The sequence below is a fragment of the Neopusillimonas aromaticivorans genome, assembly GCF_030344915.1.
Classification (GTDB): domain Bacteria; phylum Pseudomonadota; class Gammaproteobacteria; order Burkholderiales; family Burkholderiaceae_B; genus Neopusillimonas; species Neopusillimonas aromaticivorans.
In genome coordinates this window covers 1978326-2004923 of record NZ_CP128233.1, presented here as the reverse complement: position 1 = coordinate 2004923, position 26598 = coordinate 1978326, and the positions used below count along the sequence as shown (strand labels likewise).

Genomic DNA, 26598 nt, shown 5'->3' with positions numbered 1-26598 from the left:
GGATTACCTTTCAGGACGATTGACGGGCGGCCCGCCGTCGGGCCGCCCAATGACGCAAACGGTCAAGATACAAATAAACCACCGGGGTGGTGTACAGCGTCAGGACCTGACTGACGACCAACCCGCCCACAATCGTAACGCCCAGCGGCTGGCGTAACTCAACCCCCGCCCCGGTCGCAAAAACAAGCGGCAATGCCCCGAACATGGCCGACAACGTCGTCATCATGATCGGACGAAAGCGCGTCAGGCACGCCTGATAAATCGCATCACGCGGGCTCAACCCCTGATTCCGCTCGGCCTGCAAGGCAAAATCCACCATCATGATGGCGTTTTTCTTGACAATGCCAATCAGCAGAAACACGCCGATCAGGGCAATCAGCGAAAACTCCATACCCACCAGCATCAACGCCAGCAAGGCCCCGACCCCCGCCGACGGCAAGGTCGACAAAATAGTCAGCGGATGCATATAGCTTTCATACAACATGCCGAGCACGATGTACATCGTTACCAGTGCCGCCAGAATCAGCCAGGGCTGTTGCGACATCGACTGTTGCAGGGCACTGGGCATTGCCCTGGAACATGGCCTGAATCTGCTGGGTGGGCAAACCGGTGCGCGCCACCGCATCGTCAATAGCCCGCGTCGCCTGGTCAAGCGAAACACCCGGTGCAACACTGAACGACACCGACTCTTCGGCAAACAGCCCCTGGTGACGCACACTGAGCGGGGCATTGCCAACCTCGAAGCGGGTGAACGCCGACAACGGGATACGCCGGCCATCTGCGGTGACCACCTGCACCAGTTTCAACGATTCCGCATCTTCGGCATAACGGGGTTCAACCGCCATGACGACACGATACTGATTCAGGGGCTCATAAATGACCGATACCTGACGCTGGCTGAACGAATTATTCAACGTACTGGCAATCAGGGCCATATCCACGCCCAGACGGGTCGCCGCATCGCGATCAATGATCAGCTCGACACGGCGGCCCTTGTCTTCAATATCACTGTCCACATCCACCAGCTCGGGCAGCCCTGCCAGCGCCCGCTGCACCTGCGGCAACCAGGTCTTCAATAACTCAAGGTCACTGCCCATGAGGGTGTATTCATACGACGCCAGCCCTTGACGCCCCCCACACGAATGTCCTGCTGCGGCACCAGCGTCAGACGCGCGCCAGGCTCTTTCGTGAAACGGCCACGCAACCGGTTGACGACGTCAGTAGCACTGACCCCGCGTTCTTCAAGGGGCTTGAGCTGAATCAGCATGAAACTGGAGTTACTGCCCCCGCGCCCACCGGCAAAGCCGGTGACACTTTCAATGGCCGGGTCTTTCAGCAGCTCATTGCGGAATTTTTCAAGCTTGGGTAACAACGACTGGAACGAGGTGCCCTGGTCAGTGCGAAAGAACCCCAGTAATTGACCGGTATCTTGCTGCGGGAAAAAGCCTTTGGGCACCACCGCATACAAATAGACATTCAGGCCAATGGTGGCCACCAGCACAAGCAGCATCAACCGCCCGTGGGCCAGGGCCCAATCCAGCGAACGGCGATAGCCATGAGCCGAAACATCGCCCAGCCATATCAAGCCCCGGACCAACAGCCCATGACGCGGCAGTATCTGCGAGTCACGCTCCAGAAGGCGTGAACACATCATCGGCGTCAACACCAAAGACAACAGCAGGGACACCAGAATCGCCGCCGACAAGGTCATTGCAAACTCGCGAAACAACCGACCCACGATGCCCGACATCAGCAGAATCGGGATGAACACGGCCACCAGCGACAGACTCATGGCCACCACAGTAAACCCGACTTCACGCACCCCTTGATGGCTGCGCGCAAGGGCTGTAGCCCCGCTCGACGTACCGCATGATATTTTCGAGCACGACAATGGCATCGTCCACCACAAACCCGGTGGCCACAATCAGCGCCATCAGCGACATGGTGTTCAGGCTGTAGTCCAGCGCCCACATCAGAATGAATGTCGTGATCAGCGATGCCGGCACCACAATACTGGGAATCAGGGCGGCCCGCCCGTTGCGCAAGAACAGCAGTACCACCAGGACAACCAACACCACTGCAATGACCAGCGTCAGACGCGCTTCATCCATGGACGCGCGAATGCTGGGCGTACGGTCTTGTGCAATTTTCAGGTCGACCTGCGCCGGCACCATGGCCTGGAACGTTGGCATCAGGTCACGAATCGCATCAACCGTCTTGATGATGTTGGCATCGGGCTGACGCCGGATGATCAGCAACACCGCCTTGCGATCGTTGTAGAAGCCGACGTTGAAGATTTCTTCGACCCCTTCCTCAACCGTCGCCACGTCTTGCAAACGAATGGCGGCACCGTCACGCCAGGCCACAATCAGTGGCCGATACTGCTGTGCCTGGTCCATCTGGCCGCCGGTACTGATCTGCCAATGGTACGTGTCATTTTCAACCACGCCCAACGGCCGTACCGTATTTGCATTGGCCAACGCAGAACGCACCTCGTCCAACGATACGCCGGCCGCAACCAGCGCCTGCGGATTCAAACTGATACGGATGGCCGGCAACGAACTGCCGCCGATGCTGACCTCACCCACCCCTCGACTTGCGCCAGTTTCTGGGCCAGCACCGTGGCCGCCAGATCGTACAACGCCCCTGGGTAAAGGTGTCCGAGGTGAGCGACAGCACCATGATGGGCGCTGACGCCGGGTTCACCTTGTTATACGTCGGGTTATCGCGCAAGGCTGACGGCAACGAGGCGCGTGCCGCATTGATGGCGGCCTGCACATCACGCGCCGCGCTGTTGATGTCCCGATCCAGATCAAACACCAGGGTGATTCGCGTCGACCCTTCCGTGCTGCGCGAGCTCATTTCAGTCAGCCCGGCAATCGTACCCAGTGATTGTTCTAGCGGCATCGCAACGCTGGACGCCATGGTTTCGGGGCTGGCACCCGCCATGCGGGCCGTGACCGAAATCATGGGAAAATCAACCTGCGGCAAAGGCGCAACCGGCAACAAGCGCAGGGCCAGCAAGCCTGCCAGCACCATCGCCAGGCAAATCAGCGTGGTGCCGACCGGCCGAACAATGAAGACGCCAAGCCACCTCACGCGGCAACCTCGCGACGAAGCGCGCGCCACCGTTGCGACAACCGGTCAAACATCAGGTAAATGACCGGCGTGGTGAACAGGGTCAGCAACTGGCTGCAAATCAGCCCACCGACCATGACCAGCCCCAGTGGCTGGCGCAACTCGGACCCGGCACCGGTAGCCAGCATCAAGGGTATGGCGCTGAACAGCGCCGCCAGCGTCGTCATGAGAATGGGGCGAAAACGCAGCAATGCCGCCTCGTGAATGGCCTGCAACGGCGTCAGCCCGCGTGAACGCTCGGCATCCAGGGCGAAATCAATCATCATGATGGCGTTTTTCTTGACGATACCGATCAGCAAAATTATGCCGATGACTCCGATCATGTCGAGATCCTTTCCGGTCAGCAGCAACGCCAGCAGCGCCCCCACCGTGGCCGACGGCAGGGTCGACAGGATGGTGACCGGGTGGATGTAGCTTTCGTACAGCACACCCAGCACAATGTACATGGCCACCACCGCCGCCAGCATCAACCAGAGCGTGCTGCTCAGCGACGCCTCAAATGCACGCGCTGCCCCCTGGAAACGCAACTCAACCGATGCCGGCAGGTCCAGCGTCGCATACACCTGCTGAATTGCATCCACAGCATCGGAAAGCGCCACCCCTTTGGGCAAATTGAACGATACGGTCGCCGCCGGAAACTGGTCTTGCCGCCCTACCGACAATAACGTGGACGTCTGGCTGACCGTCACCAGGCTGGTCAGCGGCACCGTCCCGCCATCGGCCGTTTGTACGTGAATAAAATCCAGAGCCGCCGGATCTTGCCGGTATTCGGGCGCCACTTCCAGCACCACCCGGTACTGGGCCGACTGCGTAAAAATTGTTGAAATCTGCCGTTGCCCTAAGGCATCGTATAAAGCTTCATTCACGGCAGACAAGGTCACCCCCACCCGCGACGCCGTATCGCGATTGATCGACAGCAGGGTCTGCAGGCCACGGTTTTGCAAGTCATCGGTCACATCCGCCAGACCGGACTGGGCCTGAAGCGCATCCACCAACCGCAGCACCCAGGTTTCCAGCACCGCCGGATCCGGATCCGACAGGGTGAACTGATACTGGGTACGGCTGACCTTGTCATCGATGGTCAAGTCTTGCACCGGCTGCATGAAAACCTCAAGGCCCGACACCGCCTGCAAACGCTGCTGCAACCGGGCAATAATGGCCTGCGCATTATCGGCCCGTTGAGCAAGCGGTTTAAGCGCAATCTGCAAACGCCCTGTGTTCAGGGTGGTGTTGGTACCATCCACGCCGGTAAACGAAGTCACGGTGTCAACATCCGGGTCTTCGGCAATGATGTGTGCGGCCTGCAACTGCAGACGCGACATGGCACTGAACGACACTGTCTGGTCGGCCTGACTGATCGCCTGGATCAAGCCGGTGTCTTGCTGGGGAAAAACCCCTTGGGCACCCAGACATAAAGCAGTGCCGTTACCAGCAGCGTACCCAAGGCCACCCAGAGCGTCGCCCGCTGGTGCGACAAGACCCGGACCAGGCCGTGATCGTACGCCTTGATCAACCCGTCGATGGCCCGACCAAGGCGCTGCTGGACCGGGCCATGACGGGCTTCAGATTCGGGGCGCAACAGGCGCGCGCACATCATGGGAGTCAGAGTCAGCGAGATGACCAATGACAACAGAATGGCCACCGCCAGCGTCAACGCAAACTCGCTGAACAGACGGCCAATGACATCGCTCATGAACAAGAGCGGGATCAGCACCGCCACCAGCGAGAGCGTCAACGAAATCAGCGTAAAACCGATCTGGGCCGGAGCTCCTTCAAGGCCGCCTCAAGCGGAGACAGCAATGGTCAGCGCCATCAGGGTCAGGTTATTGACGCTGAACCCCAGCAAATACATGATGGCAAAGGTGCCGACCAGCGAGAGCGGCACCACCACGCTGGGAATGAATGTAGCCGTCCAGGTGCGCAAAAACGAATGTAACCAGCACCACCAGGGTGATCGCCATGACCATTTCAGTTTGCACATGGCGCACCGATTCGCGAATGGTCTGAGTGCGGTCAGACGCCACAGCCAGATCCACGCCCGCCGGCAACCCTCGCTGCAGTTCAGGCAGCAAGGCTTTGACCCGATCCACTACCTGAATCACATTGGCACCGGGTTGGCGCTGGATATTCAGCAGAATGGCCGGCGTCGTACCCAGCCATGCCGCCTGGTGCAGGTTTTCGGCATCGCGCACCACGCGGGCCACATCGCCCAGACGAAAGGCGCCATCATTTTCGTAGGCCAGAATCAGGGCTTCGTATTCTTCGGGCGAACTGAGCTGCTCGTTGGCATTGATGGTTGTCGAACGCTCCGGGCCATCCAGATTGCCCTTGGGCTGGTTGACATTGGCCGCCAGAATGGCTGAACGTACCGATGACAGCGTCAGGCCTTGTCCTGACAACGCCTGCGGGTCAACCTGAACACGCACGGCCGGCCGCTGGCCACCGGCGATACTGACCAGGCCCACACCCGAAATCTGGGACAGTTTCTGTGCAACCCGCAGGTCGATCAGGTCGCGTACCTCATGCAACGGCAGGGTCGGTGACGTGACCGCCAGACTGATCACCGCGGTATCGGCCGGGTTAACCTTGTTGTAGATAGGGGGCCGGCAAATCGTTGGGCAGCAGATTGGAAGCGGCGTTGATGGCCGCCTGCACCTCTTGCTCGGCCACATCCAGCGGCACATCGAGCCCGAACTGAAGGGTAATTTGCGAAGCCCCTGCCGAGCTGGTGGACGACATCTGCGTCAAGCCCGACATCTGACCAAACTGGCGCTCAAGCGGCGACGTCACCAGCGACGTCATGACATCCGGGCTGGCGCCGGGGTAGGTGGTGGACACCTGAATCGTGGGGTAATCCACTTCCGGCAAGGCCGATACCGGCAGCAGCCGGTAGGCCAGAATCCCGGCAATCAACACCGCAATCATGGCCAGCGTGGTGGCTACCGGCCGCAAGATGAACTGACGGGAGATGTTCACGGATCTGGCCTCAGGGCTGGATGATCTGGACGCGCGTGCCTGCCCGCAAACGATCAACGCCTTCGGTCACCACGCGCTGACCGGCAGCCAGCCCGTCGGTAACCGCCACATGCCGACCTTCGATGGTGCCCGTCCTGACGGGCTGTATCGTGACAGTATCGTCTTCACCCACCACATACACAAACGCCCCCGCCGACCCCTGCTGAACAGCCGCCGTCGGAATGACCAACGCATTGTCCTGAGTGCTGACGCGCAGCCGGACATTCACGAACTGATTGGGAAACAGGGTGTCATCGTCATTTTCAAAACGAGCCTTCAGGCGCACCGTACCCGTTGCGACATCGATCTGATTGTCGATCGCCTCAAGCGTGCCTTGCGCCAGCCTGCGATTGAAACCACCATCAAAAGCGTCAACCTGCAATGCCTGGCCACTGCCGAAACGTTCAAGCACGGCCGGCAACTGGGCCTGGGGCAAAGAAAAAAGACAGATATAGGCTGAGTCTGGGTAATGACCACCAAGCCCTCGGTACTGCCCGACGAAATCAGATTGCCCTGGTCAACAACCCGCAACCCCAACCGGCCGCTGATCGGCGCGGTGATTTTGAGAACTCAAGCTGAAGACGTGCGCTGTCGACATTGGCCTGGTCAGACTTTTGCGCCCCCTGATACTGCTGAACCAGGGCACGCTGGGTTTCCAGCTGCTGGCGTGCCAATGAATTCTGGGCAAACAGCTGTTCGTAACGCTTAAGGTCGCTTCGGGCATTTTGAAGCTGGGCCTGGTTCTGGGCCTGCTGCCCCAGCGCCTGGTCAAGCGCCACCTGAAACGGACGCGGGTCAATCTGGGCCAACACATCGCCCGCCTTGACCTTTTGCCCGTCGTCAAAATAGATACGCTGCAACTCACCATCCACCCGGCTGCGCACCGTAACCGTATTGAATGCAGTGACGGTGCCGACCGCCGTAAACAGCGTACTGATGGGTTGCTGCTCAACCGTTGCCACACGAACGGGCACCGTCATGGCCGCCATCATGCCACCCGGCCCGCCCGGCCCCTGAGGGCGCCCGGAGGTACCTGACGCAGCCGCCCCGGAAACGCGCGATGGCCCACCTGTGGAACCAGCGGCAACAGGCGCACCTGCAGGTGACGGCGTAGACCCGCCCCAATACCACCAGGCAAGACCGGCCACCATGGCTAAAACAGCCAGGGCCCAAAGCCCCTTGCGTTTCAGCGACCCGCCGTCATCGCGCAATTTCGACATGAACTGCTCCTGTCGTATCCGTAGAGTAGGTAAATTGATTGAGTGCTATTCTCGCCCAGAACAGGCCCTGGACACGCGAACCACTGCGCATTCTGAAATTGAACGCAACAATTACGTGACAGAATAGGGGACACGCCGCTACCCATGGCCGCACGACACGCGTACAAAAACGCCGGCAACCACACGTTAAGGCGCGCAAACCGCTACAAATTGCAACGGGAAAGGCGAAACGGCACGCGTCGGGTAACCGCAATGGGCTTGAGCTCGTTGTCTTGCATAGAAAACCGAACCCAGATAACGTACTTGTTAGCGCTCATTTCGGGAAATACACCCAGCGCCGGATCAACCCATACCCGCAACAACTGAAAGGATTTTCCGGCCAGCATTTCCTGGTAGGCCCCTTGCTCTGCCGCAACATCCGCCGGATGGCCTGATTCGCGCAGCAGCCGCAAGATAAGTGCAAGACCGTTATACAACGGCCGGAACGGAGCAATCCAGTGCTGCAAATCGTTCAGGCGCACCTGAACCGGCTTGATTTGCCAGGCGTAATACGACGGAATATCGGCCGGCGACGACCCGCCCGGCACGGTGAGACGACCCCGCAAACTGGCCAGCCACTCGTTGTCCCGCAACACCTGGGCGATACGTCCCTGGTTCGCCAGATCGGCAGTGGCCTTTTCGATGTCTGACAGCGTTTTCTCAACGGTGCCGGCATCGACCCCGGGGTGCTCGCGCAAGGCGGACAAGGCCGCGCGCTGCCGGTCGAGGTCTTGCAGCACGGAACCCCGCAGATCGGTGCGATCACAGACATCGAGCAAGTCGAACAGCGTCGCCATAGCGATTTGATGGTGATTGACGTCTTCCTGCCCGGCGAAGAAAAAAGGCGCCCAAACAGATGCTCGACCCGAAGCAAGGCCCGAACCCGTTCGTTGCAGGGATATTCGTACAAAATCACTGAACCAGCTACCTTTATTGTTTTAACTGAGACCCTAGGGTGCACCATTGCTCGTGGAGCTGCCTGGCGCGCTGCTGAAGCTGCACGGGCGTCGTGGCGCCATCGTTGAGCACGATATCGTGCGCCACGGCCAACCGCGCTTCACGACTGGCCTGTGCCGACATGATACGCCTAACGGCATCGGTCGTCAGCCCGCTACGCTGCTGCACCCGCGCAACCTGGGTATCGGGATCACAATCGACCACACAGACCCGATCCACCTGGTGAAGCCAGCGTTTTGACTCTACCAGCAACGGCACCACAAAAACAAGATAACACCCCTGCGCCAGGGCGGCACGCGCCAGAGCTTCGTGTGCAATCAAAGGATGAATAATGGCCTCGAGACGCGACCGGGCCTGAGGATCACGAAAAACGATCTCACGCATGGCCGCACGATCAAGCGCGCCGTCAGGTGCCAGGGCCGCCTGACCAAACGCCCCGAGAATGCCCGGCATGGCCGCACCACCCGGCGCCGTCAGTTCATGGGCAATGGCATCGGTATCAATAACAAAGCCCCCACTCTTGGAACAAATCGGCAACACGGGTTTTGCCCGAACCGATGCCCCCGGTTAAACCAATCTTCAGCATGCTGGATATCCGTTGTATGAATTGACACTATTTTAGGTCGGGAGCGCCAGCAGAAACAGTACACCGGCCAGCGACAGGCACGGCCCAAACGGAAATCCACCCATATCCCCCTTGAACCGTTGCGCACCAGGGCCAGCACCACCCCGAAGACACACGCCAGCAACAATAATTCGGCCACCATCGGCCACCCTGTCCAGGCGCCGAGGGCCGCTGTCAGTTTGATGTCACCCCGACCCATACCTTCGTGCCGACGCACCCACCGATACCCACAGAACACCAGGGACAAGACGCCCCAGGCCACGATAATGCCGCCCACCGCGTCTTGGGGCGAAACCCCAAACCCCAGCCACGACCAGCACAGACCCGCCCACAACAAAGGCAACGTCAATTCGTCGGGCAGATAGCCCGTGTGCCAGTCGACAATTGCCAGCACCCCAAGCACTGTGCACACACCAAGACCCGCCATCATGGGGACCGACCCGCTGTCCTTCAGCAACAGGAACGCAAACACAATGACCCCCAGGCTACCCCAGACCGACGCAGCCAGGATGGACCGGCCGACCGGCCGGTCGCTGTCTGCCGGCAAACCAAACAACCTGACAACACGTGAGGTATAGCAACCGCCCAGACCATAAACCCCGACGCCAAATAACGCACCGAACACCACCCACACCACGATGTCCTGACCCGATGACGTCGCGAGGCCCGAAGCCAGGCTGTCCAGGGATTACGGCCTCCCGGATAGTTGCGTAGAATAGCCCCTGATCCGAATTCTTGATGGAACATCACCATGCCCGCCCCAAAAAGCACGCCTTTCGTCCTGGCCTGATGGCTGCCGTCATCGCCAGTGCCTTCATCGTCGCCGGTTGCGCCAAGCAGCAAACCCCGGGTTACTATGAAACCGGGCCCGAATCCACCCTTAGCGATGCACAACACCAGGCTCAGGGTCGCACCATCCAGCGCGCACCCTCGCAATTGCAACTGGGCTTTGGCAACACCCAGGAAAACCGGCGCCTGAAGCGACCGCCGCTTCCTCTGCGGCGGCTGCCGACACGACCGAGCCCCCTGTCGCCAGCACAGCGGCAACCATTCGCCCCCTGCGCGAGGCCAAAACGTTTCTGGGGACAACGCCCTGCCTGCTTGACGGCCGCCAGAGCTGCCCGGCCACTCGCATTACCCTGACCATGGCCCCCAACGGCCAATGGCGCGCCCGCACGATTCAGCTTGATGCGACCAACCCGACCACCACACTTGAACAAGGCTGCTGGTCTGTTGTCGACACGAACCCCTGGCGTGTCATCCTTGAAACCGATGGCAAGGCTACCAAGGCACGCCTGACGTTCATGACCGACAATGTTTTACGCATCGACACCATCAATGACATCCGGCCGACGCTCGACTACCGCCTGACACGACAGGCCGAGGTGGATGGCATCAATGAGCTGGGCAACCGCCCTGCACCAAACTGCCGGCCTTAGGCATCCAGACGCGGCTCGTGCAAGGTCAGTACTACGTGCCGCGCCAGTTCGACCGCATTGCGCACTTTCAGCTTCTGGAATATCCGCGCCCGGTGGGCTTCGATAGTACGCCTGGAAACACCCAGTTCCTCGGCAATCACTTTGTTGGCTGTACCCAGCGCGACGTAATGCATTACATCGCGTTCACGGGGCGTCAGGACAGATAACGGGCGATCAAGGTAATCGGTACGGGTCAAGGTCGTCTCCTGTGTTGTTGTCATGTGCGCCGATTGTTCCATGACACAACGATTCCGTCGCCTGCCAGATCTGACAGGGTAGAGACCACAATATGGAAATCCACCATAGACAAAACCTCACAACCCCTGCATGTGGAGTTGTGAGGTCAGGGCCGGGACGCCACGTTAGCCAGAGGCCCTAGAAGACTTCCAGATTGTCGATAAGACGGGTTGCGCCCAGCTTGGCCGCCGAAAGGATCACCAACGGCTCGGCACTCCTGATTTCTTCCGGCGAGGGTGCACACAGGTCGCGCTGGCGACGCAAGGTCAGATAATCAACGTCCCAGCCACGCGCCGTCAGGAAAGCCGCTGCCTCTTGCGTCAGCTCGTCAGGATTGCTGGCACCGGCCAGCAGTCGCGTACGAATTCCCTGCAAGCAAGCGTACAACTGGGGCGCCTCGGCACGCTCGTGCTCTGACAGATAACGGTTGCGTGACGACAAGGCAAGACCATCGGTGTCCCGCACGGTTTCGTGGGCAATGATCTTGACCGGCAGCTGAAACTGCCGGCACATATGGCGCACAACCATCAGCTGCTGATAATCTTTTTTACCGAATACAGCCACCTGGGGCTGCACGCAGGAAAACAGTTTCAGCACCACGGTACTCACACCGGTAAAGAACCCCGGCCGGAACTCACCCTCGAGAATGCCACCCAGATCTGCCGGAGGCAAAATCTGATAACTTTGCGGCTCGGGGTACATTTCTTTTTCGTGCGGAGCAAACAGCACATACACGTCGCGTTCGCGCTCGAGCTTTTCAATATCGACCTCAAGCGTACGCGGATACCGGTCAAAATCTTCATTGGGCCCGAACTGCAGGCGGTTCACAAAAATGCTGGCAACCACCGGATCGCCATGCTGGCGCGCCAGTTTCATGAGCGACAAATGCCCCTGATGCAGGTTACCCATGGTGGGCACAAATGAAACGCGCAACTGGCCTCGCAGCTGGTCTCGCAATTCTTCAATGGTGTGAACGACTTTCAAAAAGGTCTCCGTTGAGCGGGCGTTATTCGACAGCGCGAATATACGCCAGACGCACGTAAATGGGGGCATACGGTTCGGCCTGGGTGATTTCAAGCAACGACTCGCGAGCCAGCTCAAGCATGGCCAGAAAATGGACCACAATAACGGGCACACCCTGCCCCTGACGGATCGCGTCATTGAACAGTTCCGTAAACTCAAGAAACCGGACATCCGACAGCTGTCGCAGGATTTTGGTCATGTGCTCGCGAACCGACAGATGTTCGCGGGTAATTTTATGATGCGCATTGAGCTGCGCACGTTTCAGGATATCGGCCCACGCCTGGCGCAGATCATCGGGGCTGACATCGGGCAACATGCGTTCAATGCGAATATCCATCAGGGCATGAGCACGCTGGAAATCGCGTCCCAGCACCGGCAGCGCATTCAGCTTCTGCGCGGCCAGCTTCATTTGCTCGTACTCCAGCAACCGCCGGACCAGTTCGGCACGAGGGTCATCGGGCTCTTCGCCCGTATCGGCCTTTCTGACCGGCAACAGCATACGCGACTTGATTTCAATCAGCAGCGCCGCCATCAGCAGATATTCGCCGGCCAGTTCCAGATTGTGACTACGGATCTGGTCCACATAGGACAGGTACTGTTTCGTCACCTCGGCCATCGGGATATCGAGCACATTGAAATTCTGCTTTCGAATCAGGTAAAGCAGCAAATCAAGCGGACCCTCGAAGGTTTCCAGAAACACCTCAAGGGCATCGGGCGGGATATACAGATCTTGCGGCAAAGAAAACAACGGCTCGCCATACAGACGCGCCAATGCCACATGATCGATAACGTCGGGGGTACTGTCGACAACTGGTTCTACCAGCGCCGACAGGTCAGGACCAGCACCGCCCGGCAGCGTCATCCTGTCTTACCGGGTCTGGTAGACGTAAGACGATTGCTGCACACGCCCGGCCTTGAACTGCTCTTGCAGTTCAGGGTCAAGATTTTTGTCCCACAACCGTGCGCGACCTTCGCGCTGACGCTGTTCGACATCAGGATGCTGCTGCTTGTAATGCTTCAGAAACTGGGTGATTTCAGACTCGTAGTTCTTGGCCATGGCGCTGATTCGCTAAAATGGGTTTGGCAATATTGCCGTCAACCCTCAAGTTTACTTCAGCCGGGTAAAGTTAGAATCTACCCATGCGCAGCGACCCCACTCCTCACCTGTCTGACCGCGAACGTGCGGCCATCCGCATGATTCCGTTCATTGTCGGGTGCGCCCTGTTCATGCAAATGCTGGATGCCACCGTCGTGGCAACCGCCATTCCTGCCATGGCACTGGCCCTGAACACCACGCCGGTCAGCATGAACGTGGCCATTACCAGCTACCTGCTGGCCCTGGCCGTGTTCGTACCGGTCAGTGGCTGGGCGGGTGAGCGTTTCGGCGCACGCCGGGTCTTCATCATGGCCATTGTGCTGTTCTCGGTCGCATCAATGGCCTGCGCGCTATCGCAAACCTTGCAGCAACTGGTCATCGCCCGATTGGTCCAAGGGCTGGCCGGAGCCATGATGGTGCCGGTGGGGCGCGTTATCATGCTGCAACGCACGCCCAAACAAGACCTGCTGAAAGCCATGTCGTTTCTGGCCATGCCCGCGCTGCTGGGCCCCATCATGGGCCCACCGCTGGGCGGTTTTCTGGTCACGTATGCCTCGTGGCACTGGATCTTCCTGATCAACATCCCCGTTGGGGTATTAGGCATTTACCTGACCCTGAACTACATCCGGGCTGATCTTCCCTCGCACGCTCGCCCCCTTGACTGGATCGGTTTCATCCTGAGCGGTGTCGCGCTGGCGGCATTGGTGTGGGGGTTCGAATCAACCGGCAATGCAGACATGTCACTGGCCCAGACCCTGACCCTGATCGGCACGGGGCTGACCTGCGGACTGCTGTACCTGTGGCACGCCCGCCATCACCCGCACCCCATTCTTGACCTTGGCCTGCTACGCATACCGTCATTCGCCATTTCGGTTCTGGGCGGCAACCTGTGCCGCTTCATGGTGGGGGCACCCCGTTCTTGCTGGCTATCTTGCTGCAGGTTGCCTTTGACATGTCGGCCTTTACGGCAGGGCTGATCACTTTTACCAGCGCAGCTGGAGCACTGGTCATGAAGTTCATTGCCAGCCGCGTTATCGAGACCTTTGGCTACAAACGGGTACTGATGTTCAACGCCCTGGTTGCCGGCTCCCTGACCGCCCTGTGCGCCCTGTTTCAAACCACCACCCCTTCTGGCTGATGATTATCATTCTGGCGATTGGCGGCGTGTTCCGTTCGCTGCTGTTCACAGCGGTCAACACCCTGACCTACGCCGAACTGAACCCGGATCAAATGAGCAAAGCCAGCACGTTTGCCGCCATGGCCCAGCAACTGGGTGTCAGCCTTGGGGTAGGTTGTGCAGCGCTGGCCATGAACCTGAGCATGAACGCACGAGGTGCCAACACTCTGGTGCAGTCTGATGTCGCCTGGGGTTTCATCACCATCGGAGGTTTTTGCGCCTTGTCATTTTTCTCGTTTTTGCGTCTGCCGGCCAACGCCGCCGCGCAGCTTCAAAAACGGGCAAACAACGCATCAAAAGACTGACGCCAACAGGCGTATGGCTGATCACGACACACCGGAACCTCTCCCGGGCCACGGGAACATCACACGTTGCCGGACGCAGTTTCACGGGCTGGCATCGAGATGAATCAACCCGTATCTTCCATCAGCATCACCAGTTTGCAGTCGGGCCGAACCGCCAGACTGAACGTCATTTGCCGATAAAACACCCGACCGGTGTCGGGATGATGAAAGCCACGCCGCCCCCTTCACGCTCGACCACGGTTTGCCGCGTCCACCAATGTTCAAACGTAGGACTCGACGAACGCAGCAGGTCGATCAATTGACTGATCTGGGGATCATCGGTATGCGCCACGGTATCGGCACGGAACTCGGCCACGACACGCCGGGCACGGGTTTCCCAATCGACCACCAGATCAAGGGCAGCCGGATCAATAAACAGGTAACGCAACAGGTTCGGCTCGGGCTCATGGCCCGGCCAGCCCCGAAACAAGCGACGCAACGGCGCATTGCTGGCCAGCATCATCCAGGCCCGGTCAATGATGTAGGCCGGCACAATAATACTGTCGACACAGGCCTGCAAGCCTTCCGGCAATTCGCTGGGTGCTTCACGGGCATGATCAGGATCGGCGCATTCAGCCAGTTCAAACAGGTAATGCCGCTCGGCACGCGTCATGTGCAGAACATTGGCCAGACGCGCCAAGACCTGGGCCGATACGGCCACATCACGGCCCTGTTCGATCCAGGTGTACCAGGTAATGCTGATGCCGGCCAGTTGGGCCACTTCTTCGCGCCGCAACCCCGGCGTGCGACGACGTAACCCGGCCGGCAACCCTACACTGGCCGGCGTAACACGCGCCCTGACACTGCGTAAAAAATCACCCAGAGCACGGCGCCTGGACAGCCCCGCAGGCTGATCAGGCGCCAGTGACTCTGCGTCGGCCGTCATGCCTTACTGCTTGCCCAGAATGGGAGCCAGCGTACGACGTACGTCATCTTCAGTACGACCGCTGCGCTGAACATAGTCAGCCAGCTGGTCGGCACCGATGGTGCCGACGTTGAAGTACTGGGACTGCGGATGGCTGAAATAAAAACCGGAGACGCTGGAAGCCGGATACATTGCATAAGAATCTGTCAGCAGCATCTGGATCTCTTCAGCATCCAGCACATGGAACATGTCTTTCTTGACGATGTGTTCCGGGCACGCCGGATACCCCGGTGCCGGACGAATACCTTGATACTTCTCGTCAATCATGGCCTGGTTATCGAGCGACTCGTCGGGCACATACCCCCATAGGTCGGTGCGCACACGGGCATGCAGGCATTCGGCAAAAGCCTCGGCAAAACGGTCGGCCAGCGCCTTGAGCATGATCGATGAATAATCATCGTTCTGGCGCTCGAACTCGGCTTCGCGCTTTTCAATGCCCAGCCCGCCGGTGACGGCAAACATGCCGATGTAATCGGCCACACCCGACGATTTGGGCGCGATGAAATCGGCCAGACACTTGTTGTCGACACCTTCCCGCTTGACGCCCTGCTGACGAACATTACGCCAGGTCAGCAACACCTCGGTACGGCTTTCGTCGGAGTAGATCTCGATATCGTCGTCATTAACCGTATTGGCCGGGTAAAACGCCACCACCCCATTGGCCGTCAGCCAGCGACCATCAATGATTTTGCGCAGCATGGCCTGACCATCGGCAAACACTTTACGGGCTTGCTCGCCGACCACCTTGTCATCGAGAATCGCCGGGTACTGGCCAAACAGGCTCCAGGTCTGGAAGAAGGGTGTCCAGTCAATATAGTTGGCCAGTTCAGCCAGATCGTAGTTCTTGAACGTGCGCCGACCGATGAACTTGGGCCGGGGCGGCGTATACGATGACCAGTCAATGGCAGGCTTGTTGGCACGCGCCTGCTCGATGCTGATGATGGGCAACTCTTTGCGGTTGGCATGGCGCTTGCGCACCAGGTCATATTCTTTGGCGACATCGTCAAGGTAGACCTGCCGCTGATCGGATAGCAGGTTGGTGGCGACACCGACCGAACGACTGGCATCGGGCACGTAGATGACCGGGCCACTGTAGTTGGGGGCAATCTTGACGGCCGTATGCACGCGGCTGGTCGTTGCGCCGCCCACCAGCAAGGGAATCTTGCGACTGCGGAAATACTCGTCGCGCTCCATTTCCGAGGCCACGTACGCCATTTCCTCGAGACTGGGCGTAATCAAACCGGAAAGCCCGACGATGTCGGCATTTTCTTCTTTCGCTTTAGCCAGAATTTCGGCACACGGCACCATGACGCCCATATTCACGACTTCAAAGTTATTGCACTGAAGCACCACCGTCACGATGTTTTTGCCAATATCGTGGACATCGCCCTTGACGGTGGCCATGACGATCTTGCCTTTGGCGCGCACATCGCCCCCGCCGCGGCAATCTGGCGCTTTTCTTCTTCGATGAACGGCACCAGGTGGGCCACTGCCTGCTTCATCACCCGTGCCGACTTGACCACCTGGGAAGGAACATTTTGCCAGCCCCGAACAGGTCGCCGACCACATTCATGCCGTCCATCAGCGGGCCTTCAATCACCTGGATGGGACGACCACCCTGGTCGGCAATTTTCTGGCGGACCTCTTCGGTGTCTTCCACAATGAACGTGGTAATCCCATGTACCAGAGCGTGCGCCAGGCGTTTCTCGACAGGCTGTTCACGCCATGCCAGATCTTCTTCTTTCTTGGTGCCAGACCCTTTGACGGTTTCCGCAAACTCGACCAGACGCTCGGTGGGCGTACGCGTATCGGCCGCATCAACTTTGCCCAAAGGGTCCTGGCGATCAAGTACAACGTCTTCGATCAGGTCAAGCAACCGCTTGTCGATATCCTGATAAACCCCCAGCTGGCCCGCATTGACGATGCCCATCGTCATGCCTTCCTTGATGGCGTAGTACAGGAAAACCGTGTGGATGGCTTCACGCACGGCTTCGTTGCCACGGAACGAGAAGCTGACGTTCGATACGCCGCCCGAAACCCGGGCATGAGGCAAATTGTCGGTGATCCAGCGCGTCCCTTCGATGAAATCGACGGCGTAATGGTTATGCTCTTCGATACCCGTGGCAATCGCGAACACGTTCGGGTCAAAAATAATGTCTTCCGGCGGAAAACCGACTTCTTCGACCAGCAATTTGTAGGCCAGCCCGCAAATATCGATCCGGCGTTGCAGCGTGTCAGCCTGGCCTTTTTCATCAAAGGCCATGACCACCGCAGCGGCGCCGTACTTGCGACATAACCGGGCATGCTCGAGAAACGCCTCGACCCCTTCCTTCATGGAAATGGAATTGACCACCGCCTTACCCTGCACGCACTGCAACCCGGCTTCGATCACTTCCCATTTGGAACTGTCGATCATGATGGGAACGCGCGAAATATCGGGTTCGGAAGCTACCATATTCAGGAAACGGCGCATGCACGCCACCGAATCCAGCATGGCTTCGTCCATGTTGATATCGATGATCTGGGCCCCGTTTTCAACCTGCTGACGCGCCACGGCCAGCGCCTCGTCGTACTTTTCTTCACGAATCAGACGCAAAAACATTTTGCTGCCGGTGACGTTGGTACGCTCGCCGACGTTGATGAACAATGAATCTTTGTCAAAGTTCAGCGCCTCAAGGCCCGACAAGCGGGTTTTGACCGGGATCTCGGGCACCGTGCGCGTGGGCAGATCCTGAACGCGCTCAACGATGGCACGAATATGATCTGGCGTGGTACCACAACAACCGCCCACCATATTCACCAGCCCGGCGGTCGCAAATTCGCGCAACAACGACGAGGTGTCATCGGGGGTTTCATCAAAGCCGGTTTCTGCCATCGGATTGGGCAGACCGGCGTTGGGATACACACACACATAGGTGTCGCAAATTTTGGACAGCTCGGCAACGTACGGGCGCATCAGGGCGGCGCCCAGGGCGCAGTTCAGCCCGATGGTGACCGGACGGGCATGGCGCACCGAGTTCCAGAACGCTTCGACGGTTTGCCCCGACAAGATACGACCGGACGCGTCAGTGACCGTACCGGAAATCATGACCGGCAAGCGGACCCCGCGCGCTTCAAACACACTTTCAACCGCAAAAATGGCGGCCTTGGCATTGAGCGTATCGAAGATGGTTTCAATCAGGACGATATCAATGCCGCCATCGAGCAGGCCTTCAAGCTGCTCGGTGTACGCCACCCGCAACTCATCGAAAGTGACATTACGAGCACCCGGATCGTTGACATCGGGTGAAATGGACGCCGTTTTGGGTTGAGGCCCAAGCGCCCCGGCGACAAAACGCGGATGATCAGAGGTACTGAACTCTTGACACGCTTGCCGCGCCAGACGGGCGGATTCAAGATTGAGTTCATAAGCCAATCCGGGCAAATCGTAATCGCCCTGCGCAACCGAAGTGGCACCAAACGTATTGGTTTCAATGACATCAGCGCCAGCCGCCAGGTACTGACGATGGATATCCAGAATGATGTCAGGCCGGACCAGCGACAAGAGTTCGTTGTCGCCCTTCAGATCTTTGCCATGATCGGCAAACCGGGCCCCGCGGAAGTCGTGCTCTGACAGCTTGTACTGCTGGATCATGGTACCCATGGCCCCGTCCAGCACCAGGATGCGAGACGCCAGCCGCCGGACAAATTCGGCACCGTGGGTGTAAGACGACAAGGGATAGGGCAACTTTGGATATGACACGCGGCGAGACCTGTTGATTAAAAAGGAATTCTGGGCGGTATTGTAACTTGCGAGGGTGGGTCCCGCCCGGGTGCGCAAGAAGCGCGCTCTGACTCTACAATAGACCCCATTGCCGGGCCGTCAGGCCTGCCCGGCCCTCAACTTGCGCAATTTTCATCCCATGAACTCAAACGACATCTTCACGCTGGCTGGCAAAACCTACAACTCCCGTTTGCTGGTCGGTACCGGAAAATACAAAGACTTCCAGGAAACCCGCGAAGCCATTGATGCCAGTGGCGCCGAAATCGTTACCGTCGCCATTCGCCGCACCAACATCGGCCAGAACGCCAACGAGCCGAACCTGCTCGATTTCCTGCCTCCTCCCGCTTCACCATCCTGCCCAACACCGCCGGCTGCTTTACCGCCGAAGACGCCGTACGTACACTGCGACTGGCACGTGAACTGCTCGACGGCCACGCACTGGTCAAGCTCGAGGTTCTGGGCAGTGCTGACAATCTTTTCCCCAATATGCCTGAAACGCTCAAGGCCGCCAAGACTCTGGTCGATGATGGCTTTGATGTCATGGTTTATTGCACCGATGACCCGATCCAGTGCCGCATGCTCGAAGACATCGGCTGCATCGCGGTCATGCCGCTGGCGTCGCTGATCGGTTCGGGCATGGGTATTCTCAACCCCTGGAATCTGCGTCTGATCATTGACCAGGCCCATGTGCCGGTGCTGGTTGACGCCGGGGTTGGCACGGCTTCCGACGCCGCCATTGCCATGGAACTGGGCTGTGACGGCGTCTTGATGAACACCGCCATTGCGGGTGCACAAAACCCGGTACTGATGGCCAGCGCCATGAAAAAGCCGTAGAAGCCGGACGCGAAGCCTTTCTGGCAGGCCGCATGCCACGCAAGTACTACACCGCCAGCCCAAGTTCGCCCACCGAAGGGCTGATCCAGTCCCGGGGCAAATAATGATTCCAAATACGCTTTCCATCGCCGGGATCGACCCCTCTGGCGGTGCCGGCATCCTCGCTGACATCAAGGCCATGAGTGCACTGGGGCCTACGGCACCGCAGTAGTTGCGGCACTGACCGCCCAGAATACGCGCGGCGTTACCGGCATTGCACCCGTCCCTCCCGAATTTGTGGCGCAACAAATCGACACCCTGTTCGACGATGTGCGCATTGACGCCGTCAAAATCGGCATGCTGGGCCAACAGGCCGTGACGCGGGTCGTGGCTGAACGACTGGCGCACTGGAAACCGGCTCACATCGTGCTCGATCCGGTCATGATCGCCAAAAGCGGCGACGCCCTGCTCGAAAAACCCGCCATCAATGAATTGCGTGAAAGCCTGTTGCCCACGGCAACCGTACTCACGCCCAACCTGCCCGAGGCCGGTGTACTGCTGGGCATGAGCCCGGTTGACAGCGTCAAAGAAATGCGACGCGTGGCCGAACGTTTGCGCCGCCTGCTGAACGACGACGGCCAGCGCTGGGTATTTCTGAAGGGCGGCCACTTGCCCGGCAACGATACCATCGACCTGCTGCACGATGGCGACAAACTCATCGAGCTGCCAGGTCATCGCATTGCCACCCGCAACACTCACGGCACGGGCTGCACACTGTCAGCCGCACTGGCCGCACTGCTGCCGCAAACCCCCGATTTCGTCGAGGCAGCACGCCGTGCCAAAGCCTACCTGGTCGCCGCCATTGAACATGCAGACGAACTCCAGGTGGGCAACGGGCACGGTCCGGTCCACCACTTCCACCCTGGTGGCAGGGCGTCTGACTGCAGTCTGAACGGCAACGCCGCAGCCGTCACCGAATGGGTACAATAAGTTCAACTTTATTTTTTGCATCGAAAGGTTATGAACGCCACAGGTCTATCCAACGTCGAACAAGCCCGTTTCAATATGGTCGAACAGCAAATTCGTCCCTGGAATGTCTTTGACAAAACCGTGCTGCAGGCCCTGTTCGATGTCCCGCGCGAACGCTTCGTTCCGCAAGGCATGAAGGCCTTGGCGTTCTCTGATGTTGAACTGCCCCTGATCATCAATGCCATCGATACGCATGAAACCATGCTCACCCCGAAAATAGAGGCGCGGCTGGCCCAGGAACTGTTGCTCGACCCTACTGACTGCGTACTTGAAATCGGTACAGGCTCGGGCTACCAGGCGGCTTTGCTCGCCCGGCTGGCTCAACAGGTCACCACGGTGGAGATCGACAGCAAAATTGCAGCATTCGCCACTGAAAACCTGCAACGCGAGCACATCAGCAAAGTCACCGTTGAGGTTGGCGATGGCCATGCGGGCTGGGGTACCGCCGAATACGATGCCATCCTGCTCACCGGTTCTGTACCCGCCATCCCCGATCCACTCAAGTACCAACTGTGTATCGGCGGGCGCATGGTCGTTGTCGTTGGCAACCTGCCAGTCATGACCGCGTGGCGTATCACCCGCACCAGTGCGGCCAGCTTTGAAACCGAATCACTGTTCGATACGGTCATCAAGCCGCTGCGCGGCACAGCCCAACCGCAATTCAAGTTCTGAGTGCGTAGCGTGCGACGGTTTCTGGCAATTGGCACCATGCTGGCGCTATGGGGTGGGCAGGCCATGGCGCAACCCTACAATTTGCTGCAGGTCTGGCAAATGGCGCTCGAGCGCGATCCGGTGTATGCATCGGCACAAGCCAGTCGCAACGCTGCTCAAGAAAAAATACCCCAGGCGCGCGCCCTTCTGCTACCTTTTCTTACGGCCAGCACCGGTGCAGAAATCGACAACACGCGCAACACCAGCCTGGATGACAGCCGCAGCTCACGGCGCGGGGTGTGGGCGGTTACCCTGACCCAACCCATCATCGACATCGCCCAATGGGAAAAACTGAAACAATCACAGTTTCAAGTCCAGTCGGCCGATCTGTCCGTTCAACAGGCCTGGCAAGACCTGATGCTGCGCGTTGCCCAGGCCTATTTTGACGTTCTGGCCGCGCAAGACACCCTGAAAACCCTTGATGCTCAAAAGAAAGCGATCAGTAACCAGCTTGAAGCGGCGCGCAAGGGTTTTGAACTGGGCAGCGCCACCATTGCCGACACCTACGAAGCCCAAGCCCGTCTTGACCTGATCACGGCGAATGAAATCCAGGCACGCAATGTCTTGGAAGTCAGCCTTGACCAACTACAGCGCATCATCAACGAACGGCCTGAAACCCTGGCCGGCCTGTCCACAGACATCACCCTGCCACCACCCGAACCAGCCCGCATCACCGACTGGACCGACCAGGCTCGCACCGCCAGCCTGGAAGTGGCACGCGCCATGCTCGATACCCAGGTGGCCGAAAAAGAAATCAGCATTGCCAAAAGCGGGCATTACCCGACGCTTGATTTTTACGCCCAGTCGGGTTCGTCCAGCGACCGGGGCGTTTATGGCCCAAGGGCGGGCCCCAGATCAGTTGACAGTACCGTCGGTGTCCAACTGACCATCCCCCTGTTCTCAGGCGGGGGATCTCATCAAAGGTCCGCGAACAGACCTCGCTGCTGCAACGCTCACGCTACGACCTGGAATCCGCCCGCCGGGTCTCTGTGCAGCAAACACAGCAATATTTTTCAGGGGTTGTCTCTGGTCTGGCTCAGGTCAATGCATTGCTGGCGGCTGAAAAATCCAGCCTGGCATCGCTGCAGGCCAACCAGACCGGTTACGAAGTGGGTGTGCGCGTCAATATCGACGTCTTGAACGCCCAGCAGCAGCTTTACGAAACCCAGCGTGCCCTGGCCAATGCGCGCTATGCGACCCTGCTGTCTGGCTTACGCCTGAAGGCCGCCGCCGGCACATTAACCGACGCCGACCTGAAAGCGGTCAACGGGCTGCTTCAGCCTACCCCTGACCTTCTTCAGCAGGGCTGTGGTGGAGCGATCGAAACGAAACGGAATCGCCACGGCCTCGCCCCCCAGCTACGTACACTGGCTGTTTCGGGCAGGGTTTCCATGTTGTAGTCACCCCTTTTACAATCACATCGGGGCGCAGGGCTTCTATCAGGGCTTGCGGGGTGTCTTCATCGAAGACCGTGACACAGCTGACGCTTTCCAGTGCGGCCAGCAAGGCCTGACGATCATCCTGGTGATTAACCGGCCGGTCATCCCCTTCCCCAGCCGCTTCACCGACGCATCAGTATTAACGGCCACCACCAGCGTTGCACCCAACTGGGCCGCCTCGTCGAGATAGCTGACGTGGCCTCGATGCAGAATGTCAAACACACCATTCGTGAACACCAGCGGCCGCGCCAGCTTGCCGGAACGCACCGCCGCCTCACACTCGGCGCGCGACAGTATCTTGGCTTCGAAACGCACGCCCATGATGTTAAACCGGGGTCTGGATAACCGGCGCCACCGAACGCGTCAATTCTTTACGGTAGCGATTCAGATCTTGCACGGTCTTGAAACTGCTGTCCATAAGCAACGACAAGTTATGCAAAATGCGTGAACTGACCTTGCCTTCCCAGTCTTTATCAAAATGAATTTGATGATCAAGCCAGTTTTCAAGCCAACCCGGCGACGGCACCTTGGACTGCACCGTATCTTGGGGAAACAGCTCTTTGTTGACGTGAAGGTTGGTGGGATGCAGGGCTTGCGGCGTGCGATGCGCCGAGGCCATCAAGACCCCGATTTTTGAAAACGCCAGGCGTGCCTGTTGACCAATGGCTTCGCCACGGCTCAGCAAGGCGCGCTTCATGTAACGCAGATACGCACCGGCATGACGCGCTTCGTCGTGGGCAATAGTTTGATAAATGGCTTTGATCACAGGTTCGGTGTGCCACTCGCCGGCACGCCGGTACCAGTGATTCAGACGAATTTCGCCGCAAAAATGCAGCATCAGAGTTTCCAGCGGCGGCGCCGGGTCAAACTCGAAACGGACCTTGTGCAGCTCTTCTTCGGTCGGCACAAGTTCGGGGCGAAAACGACGCAGGTACTCCATGAGCACCAGCGAATGCTTTTGCTCTTCAAAGAACCATACCGACATGAAAGCAGAAAAATCGCTGTCATCACGGTTGTCACGCAAAAACATTTCCGTGGCCGGCAACGCCGCCCACTCGGTGATGGCGTTCATCTTGATCGTGTAGGCCTGATCATCGGAGAGTTTGCTGCCATCGAAATCATCCCATGGAATATCAGTGGCCATATTCCAGCGCACCGCTTCCATTGACTTGAACAATTCTGGGTAAAGCATAGTCATCTCTCTTTTAACAACACACTACGAACAAAAAAACCGGCACAACTGCATGATGCTACGACACAAACATCGCAAAATTGTGTCAGGATAAAAAAACCGGGTGATAAACAACACTTGGGCTAACGACCCATCATGGCCCAGATCGCTACGCCAATGGCAACCGCAACCACTGCGGCAAAGACCATCACCAAACGGTTATTGAACTCTTGCGCCTTGCGTAAACGCTGCAATTCATGCTGCACGCCCGGCATGGCATCAGGGCGCGACAGGCTGGCGTGCACCAGGCGCGGCAACTGGGGCAGCATTTGCGCCCATTGCCCGGCCTCTTGGTCAAGGCGTCGCTTCAGGCCCTTCAGGCCGATACGCTCGTGCATCCAGTTTTCAAGATAGGGCTTGGCCGTTTTCCAAAGGTCAAGATCAGGGTCAAGGTCTCGACCCATGCCTTCGACATTAAGAAGCGTTTTTTGCAGCAACACCAGTTGCGGCTGGATTTCAACATTGAAACGACGCGACGTCTGGAACAGCCGCAGCAACACTTGCCCTAACGAAATCTGGGACAAAGGGCGATCAAAATAGGGTTCACAGACGGCGCGCACCGCCCCTTCGAGCGCCTCTTCGCGCGTATTGGGGGAACCCAGCCCGACTCGATATGCAACTGCGCCACGCGCCGGTAATCACGCTGGAAAAACGCCAGAAAGTTTTGCGCCAGATAGTTCTTGTCGTGCTCGGAGAGCGAGCCCACGATGCCAAAATCAAGGGCAATATAACGGCCGAGGGTTTCCGGTGCATCGGACACATAAATATTGCCCGGATGCATGTCGGCATGGAAAAAACCGTCCGTAAAGACCTGAGAGAAAAAGATCTCGACACCGGTTCGTGCCAGCGCCTTGATATCGACCCCGGCATCGCGCAAGCGTTCGACCTGGCTGACCGGAATGCCCCGCATGCGCTCCATGGTGAACACCGTCGTCGTGGTGAACTCCCAGATGACCTCAGGCACCATCAGAAGATTCTGCCGCCCGGTTTCAGGGCCAAAATTTCGGCGCAACTGGCTGCAATTCGAGGCTTCGCGCACCAGGTCAAGTTCATCGTGCAGGTAAACATCAAATTCGGCAACGGCCTCACGGGGTTTCAGGCGGCGGCTGTCAGGCACCAGGCGCTCAACCACACTGGCCAGCACACGCAGCAGCGCAAGATCATTTTCAATGACCCGCAACATGCCCGGACGCAATACTTTGACCGCTACCTCGCGGCCATCATGCAACACCGCGAAATGCACCTGGGCGATGGATGCTGACGCGACCGGGTCTTTTTCGAAATGGCGGAAAAGCACTGCCGGTGGTGCCCCCAGCGCTGCCTGTACACAGGCAGCAGCCTGATCCGAGGGAAATGGCGGCACTCGGTCTTGCAACCGGGCCAATTCGATCGCGAGGTCTGGCGGGATCAGGTCACGACGTGTCGACAACACCTGCCCGAATTTTACAAAAATCGGCCCCAGCGACTCGAGCGCAAGTCGCAAGCGCACCCCGCGATCGGCACGCGGCGGACGCCCCAGGCGCACCACACGCAACAGGCTAAAGGCAACCGGATGCTTGATGCTGGACAGCACCAGCTCATCAAGGCGGTAGCGCAGCGCAACAAACAAAATACGCACCAGGCGAAAGAACGTCAGCATCAGGATCTCCGGGTACGCAACGATGTCTCGAGGCGCGTCATGCGCTGGTCAAGCTGATCGAGCCGCCGCAGTAACGCGGCGTAATCGGCCTGCAAGACGGCAAAGCCGTAGCGTCCGGCAACCAGCGGCTCTTCTTCAGTAAGGTATTCGCTGAGATTGCCGGCAAAATGCTCGCCGGCTTGTTTCAGCCCTTGGGCAATGGCGCGCCCCCGGAGACCAGCCGCGCTGCGGGGATATCTCCGACCACACGGGCCAGATCAGATTCAGCATCCCAGCGCAGGTTGCGCGCCAGATCAGCCACCACATTGGCCAGGCCCGCATCGCCCTGTATGTGCATGGCCTCGACCAATTGTTCCGGGTCTTTATGACGAAGCACATCAAAGATCTGACCAAGCCGGCCTGCCGGTAAGGTGAGGGTGACGTCTGGGACGATGGAGGTATCAGCCACCTGCATCTGCCCGTTATTGGCAATGGTCAGTGAAACGAAGGTCTGGCCCAGCGCCAACCTGACGGTTTTGCCCGAATGACGGCTTAGACGCTGTGCCGCCCAAGCCTCGCGGCCCAGCAAGCGGTTCAGCGCAGTAACACCCACCGAAGCGGCAAGTGTCGTAAGTGGGGGAAAGGCAGCATGAATGGGCACGCGCGGCCTGCGCGCGAGACAGGAAAATATACAGGCCTAAGTTTAACGTTTTTGACTGC

The 26598-nt window shown here is 58.7% G+C and carries 17 protein-coding genes and 13 pseudogenes; 8 read left to right on the top strand and 22 right to left on the bottom strand.

What is annotated here, in order from left to right; all coding sequences use genetic code 11:
- Positions 1-10: 10 nt before the first annotated feature.
- From N7E01_RS11060 to N7E01_RS11025, 11 genes and pseudogenes are all read right to left on the bottom strand, one after another.
- Positions 11-502: an efflux RND transporter permease subunit gene (locus tag N7E01_RS11060; protein WP_289172922.1), complete on the bottom strand. Its 492-nt coding sequence runs from the start codon at positions 500-502 to the stop codon at positions 11-13.
- Positions 474-1097 carry an efflux RND transporter permease subunit gene (locus N7E01_RS18885; protein ID WP_350494835.1) on the bottom strand — a complete coding sequence of 208 codons (624 nt, stop codon included), beginning with the start codon at positions 1095-1097 and terminating at the stop codon, positions 474-476. The genes N7E01_RS11060 and N7E01_RS18885 overlap by 29 nt, the downstream gene beginning before the upstream one ends.
- Positions 1073-2588 (bottom strand): annotated as a pseudogene (locus tag N7E01_RS11055) (efflux RND transporter permease subunit). Before N7E01_RS11055 ends, N7E01_RS18885 begins: the two are co-directional and overlap by 25 nt.
- Positions 2581-3099 (bottom strand): efflux RND transporter permease subunit, encoded by a 519-nt coding sequence (locus tag N7E01_RS11050; protein ID WP_289172921.1) that lies wholly within the window; start codon positions 3097-3099, stop codon positions 2581-2583. The pseudogene N7E01_RS11055 and the gene N7E01_RS11050 overlap by 8 nt, the downstream one beginning before the upstream one ends.
- Positions 3096-4508 (bottom strand): efflux RND transporter permease subunit, encoded by a 1413-nt coding sequence (locus N7E01_RS19460; protein WP_434089508.1) that lies wholly within the window; start codon positions 4506-4508, stop codon positions 3096-3098. Before N7E01_RS19460 ends, N7E01_RS11050 begins: the two co-directional genes overlap by 4 nt.
- Positions 4505-5810: pseudogene (locus N7E01_RS19455) on the bottom strand (efflux RND transporter permease subunit). Before N7E01_RS19455 ends, N7E01_RS19460 begins: the two are co-directional and overlap by 4 nt.
- Positions 5719-6114: an efflux RND transporter permease subunit gene (locus tag N7E01_RS19450; protein WP_434089507.1), complete on the bottom strand. Its 396-nt coding sequence runs from the start codon at positions 6112-6114 to the stop codon at positions 5719-5721. The pseudogene N7E01_RS19455 and the gene N7E01_RS19450 overlap by 92 nt, the downstream one beginning before the upstream one ends.
- Before the next feature lie 10 nt (positions 6115-6124).
- Positions 6125-7373 (bottom strand): annotated as a pseudogene (locus tag N7E01_RS11040) (MdtA/MuxA family multidrug efflux RND transporter periplasmic adaptor subunit).
- A 203-nt stretch (positions 7374-7576) separates the two neighbouring features.
- Positions 7577-8328 (bottom strand): annotated as a pseudogene (gene zapD, locus N7E01_RS11035) (cell division protein ZapD).
- Between the two features lie 14 nt (positions 8329-8342).
- A complete protein-coding gene (coaE, locus tag N7E01_RS11030) occupies positions 8343-8909 on the bottom strand; it encodes a dephospho-CoA kinase (RefSeq protein ID WP_289172919.1) in 567 nt (188 codons plus the stop codon).
- Positions 8843-9631, bottom strand: coding sequence for a prepilin peptidase (locus tag N7E01_RS11025; RefSeq protein ID WP_289172918.1), 789 nt, complete (start codon positions 9629-9631; stop codon positions 8843-8845). The genes coaE and N7E01_RS11025 overlap by 67 nt, the downstream gene beginning before the upstream one ends.
- A gap of 101 nt (positions 9632-9732) precedes the next feature.
- Between N7E01_RS11025 and N7E01_RS11020 the strand changes: the two genes are divergently transcribed.
- The gene (locus N7E01_RS11020) at positions 9733-10137 is read left to right on the top strand and encodes a hypothetical protein (RefSeq protein ID WP_289172917.1); all 405 of its coding nucleotides are present in this window, start codon (positions 9733-9735) and stop codon (positions 10135-10137) included.
- 2 nt (positions 10138-10139) lie between these two features.
- Positions 10140-10433, top strand: a complete 294-nt coding sequence (locus N7E01_RS11015; RefSeq protein ID WP_289172916.1) for a hypothetical protein — start codon at positions 10140-10142, stop codon at positions 10431-10433.
- Here the strand turns inward: N7E01_RS11015 and N7E01_RS11010 are convergent.
- The 4 genes from N7E01_RS11010 to N7E01_RS10995 form a co-directional block, all read right to left on the bottom strand.
- The gene (locus tag N7E01_RS11010; protein WP_289172915.1) at positions 10430-10669 is read right to left on the bottom strand and encodes a LuxR C-terminal-related transcriptional regulator; all 240 of its coding nucleotides are present in this window, start codon (positions 10667-10669) and stop codon (positions 10430-10432) included. The genes N7E01_RS11015 and N7E01_RS11010 overlap by 4 nt on opposite strands.
- 178 nt (positions 10670-10847) lie before the next feature.
- Entirely contained in the window at positions 10848-11693 is an 846-nt protein-coding gene (gene panC, locus N7E01_RS11005; RefSeq protein ID WP_289172914.1) for a pantoate--beta-alanine ligase, read from the bottom strand.
- A gap of 22 nt (positions 11694-11715) precedes the next feature.
- On the bottom strand, positions 11716-12594 hold the full coding sequence (locus N7E01_RS11000; RefSeq protein WP_289172913.1) for a segregation and condensation protein A: 879 nt from the start codon (positions 12592-12594) through the stop codon (positions 11716-11718).
- Between the two features lie 6 nt (positions 12595-12600).
- Positions 12601-12789, bottom strand: coding sequence for a DUF3460 family protein (locus N7E01_RS10995; protein ID WP_289172912.1), 189 nt, complete (start codon positions 12787-12789; stop codon positions 12601-12603).
- Positions 12790-12926: 137 nt separating this feature from the next.
- On the opposite strand from N7E01_RS10995, the pseudogene N7E01_RS10990 reads away from it, so the two are divergent.
- Positions 12927-14310, top strand: a pseudogene (locus N7E01_RS10990) (DHA2 family efflux MFS transporter permease subunit).
- A gap of 104 nt (positions 14311-14414) precedes the next feature.
- On the opposite strand, the pseudogene N7E01_RS10985 reads toward N7E01_RS10990, so the two are convergent.
- Both N7E01_RS10985 and metH read right to left on the bottom strand, forming a co-directional pair.
- Positions 14415-15235, bottom strand: a pseudogene (locus N7E01_RS10985) (helix-turn-helix transcriptional regulator).
- Positions 15236-15238: 3 nt separating this feature from the next.
- Positions 15239-19016, bottom strand: a pseudogene (metH, locus tag N7E01_RS10980) (methionine synthase).
- Positions 19017-19176: 160 nt separating this feature from the next.
- Here metH and N7E01_RS10975 point away from each other — a divergent pair.
- The 5 genes and pseudogenes from N7E01_RS10975 to N7E01_RS10955 all read left to right on the top strand — a co-directional run.
- Positions 19177-19975: pseudogene (locus tag N7E01_RS10975) on the top strand (thiazole synthase).
- Positions 19975-20791 (top strand): annotated as a pseudogene (gene thiD / locus N7E01_RS10970) (bifunctional hydroxymethylpyrimidine kinase/phosphomethylpyrimidine kinase). Before N7E01_RS10975 ends, thiD begins: the two co-directional pseudogenes overlap by 1 nt.
- A 79-nt stretch (positions 20792-20870) precedes the next feature.
- The gene (locus tag N7E01_RS10965) at positions 20871-21551 is read left to right on the top strand and encodes a protein-L-isoaspartate O-methyltransferase family protein (RefSeq protein WP_289172911.1); all 681 of its coding nucleotides are present in this window, start codon (positions 20871-20873) and stop codon (positions 21549-21551) included.
- 36 nt (positions 21552-21587) lie between these two features.
- A pseudogene (locus tag N7E01_RS19670) lies at positions 21588-22133 on the top strand (TolC family protein); the annotation flags it as partial.
- Positions 22134-22501: 368 nt separating this feature from the next.
- A pseudogene (locus N7E01_RS10955) lies at positions 22502-22768 on the top strand (TolC family protein); the annotation flags it as partial.
- A 60-nt stretch (positions 22769-22828) separates the two neighbouring features.
- Here the strand turns inward: N7E01_RS10955 and N7E01_RS10950 are convergent.
- From N7E01_RS10950 to N7E01_RS10935, 5 genes and pseudogenes are all read right to left on the bottom strand, one after another.
- Positions 22829-23350 (bottom strand): annotated as a pseudogene (locus N7E01_RS10950) (adenylyltransferase/cytidyltransferase family protein).
- 4 nt (positions 23351-23354) lie between these two features.
- Positions 23355-24221 carry a ferritin family protein gene (locus N7E01_RS10945; protein WP_289172910.1) on the bottom strand — a complete coding sequence of 289 codons (867 nt, stop codon included), beginning with the start codon at positions 24219-24221 and terminating at the stop codon, positions 23355-23357.
- 122 nt (positions 24222-24343) lie between these two features.
- Positions 24344-25899, bottom strand: a pseudogene (ubiB, locus tag N7E01_RS10940) (ubiquinone biosynthesis regulatory protein kinase UbiB).
- On the bottom strand, positions 25899-26087 hold the full coding sequence (locus N7E01_RS19665; RefSeq protein WP_491565777.1) for a hypothetical protein: 189 nt from the start codon (positions 26085-26087) through the stop codon (positions 25899-25901). The pseudogene ubiB and the gene N7E01_RS19665 overlap by 1 nt, the downstream one beginning before the upstream one ends.
- Positions 26084-26539, bottom strand: a complete 456-nt coding sequence (locus N7E01_RS10935) for a ubiquinone biosynthesis accessory factor UbiJ (RefSeq protein ID WP_289172909.1) — start codon at positions 26537-26539, stop codon at positions 26084-26086. The genes N7E01_RS19665 and N7E01_RS10935 overlap by 4 nt, the downstream gene beginning before the upstream one ends.
- Between the last annotated feature and the right edge of the window lie 59 nt (positions 26540-26598).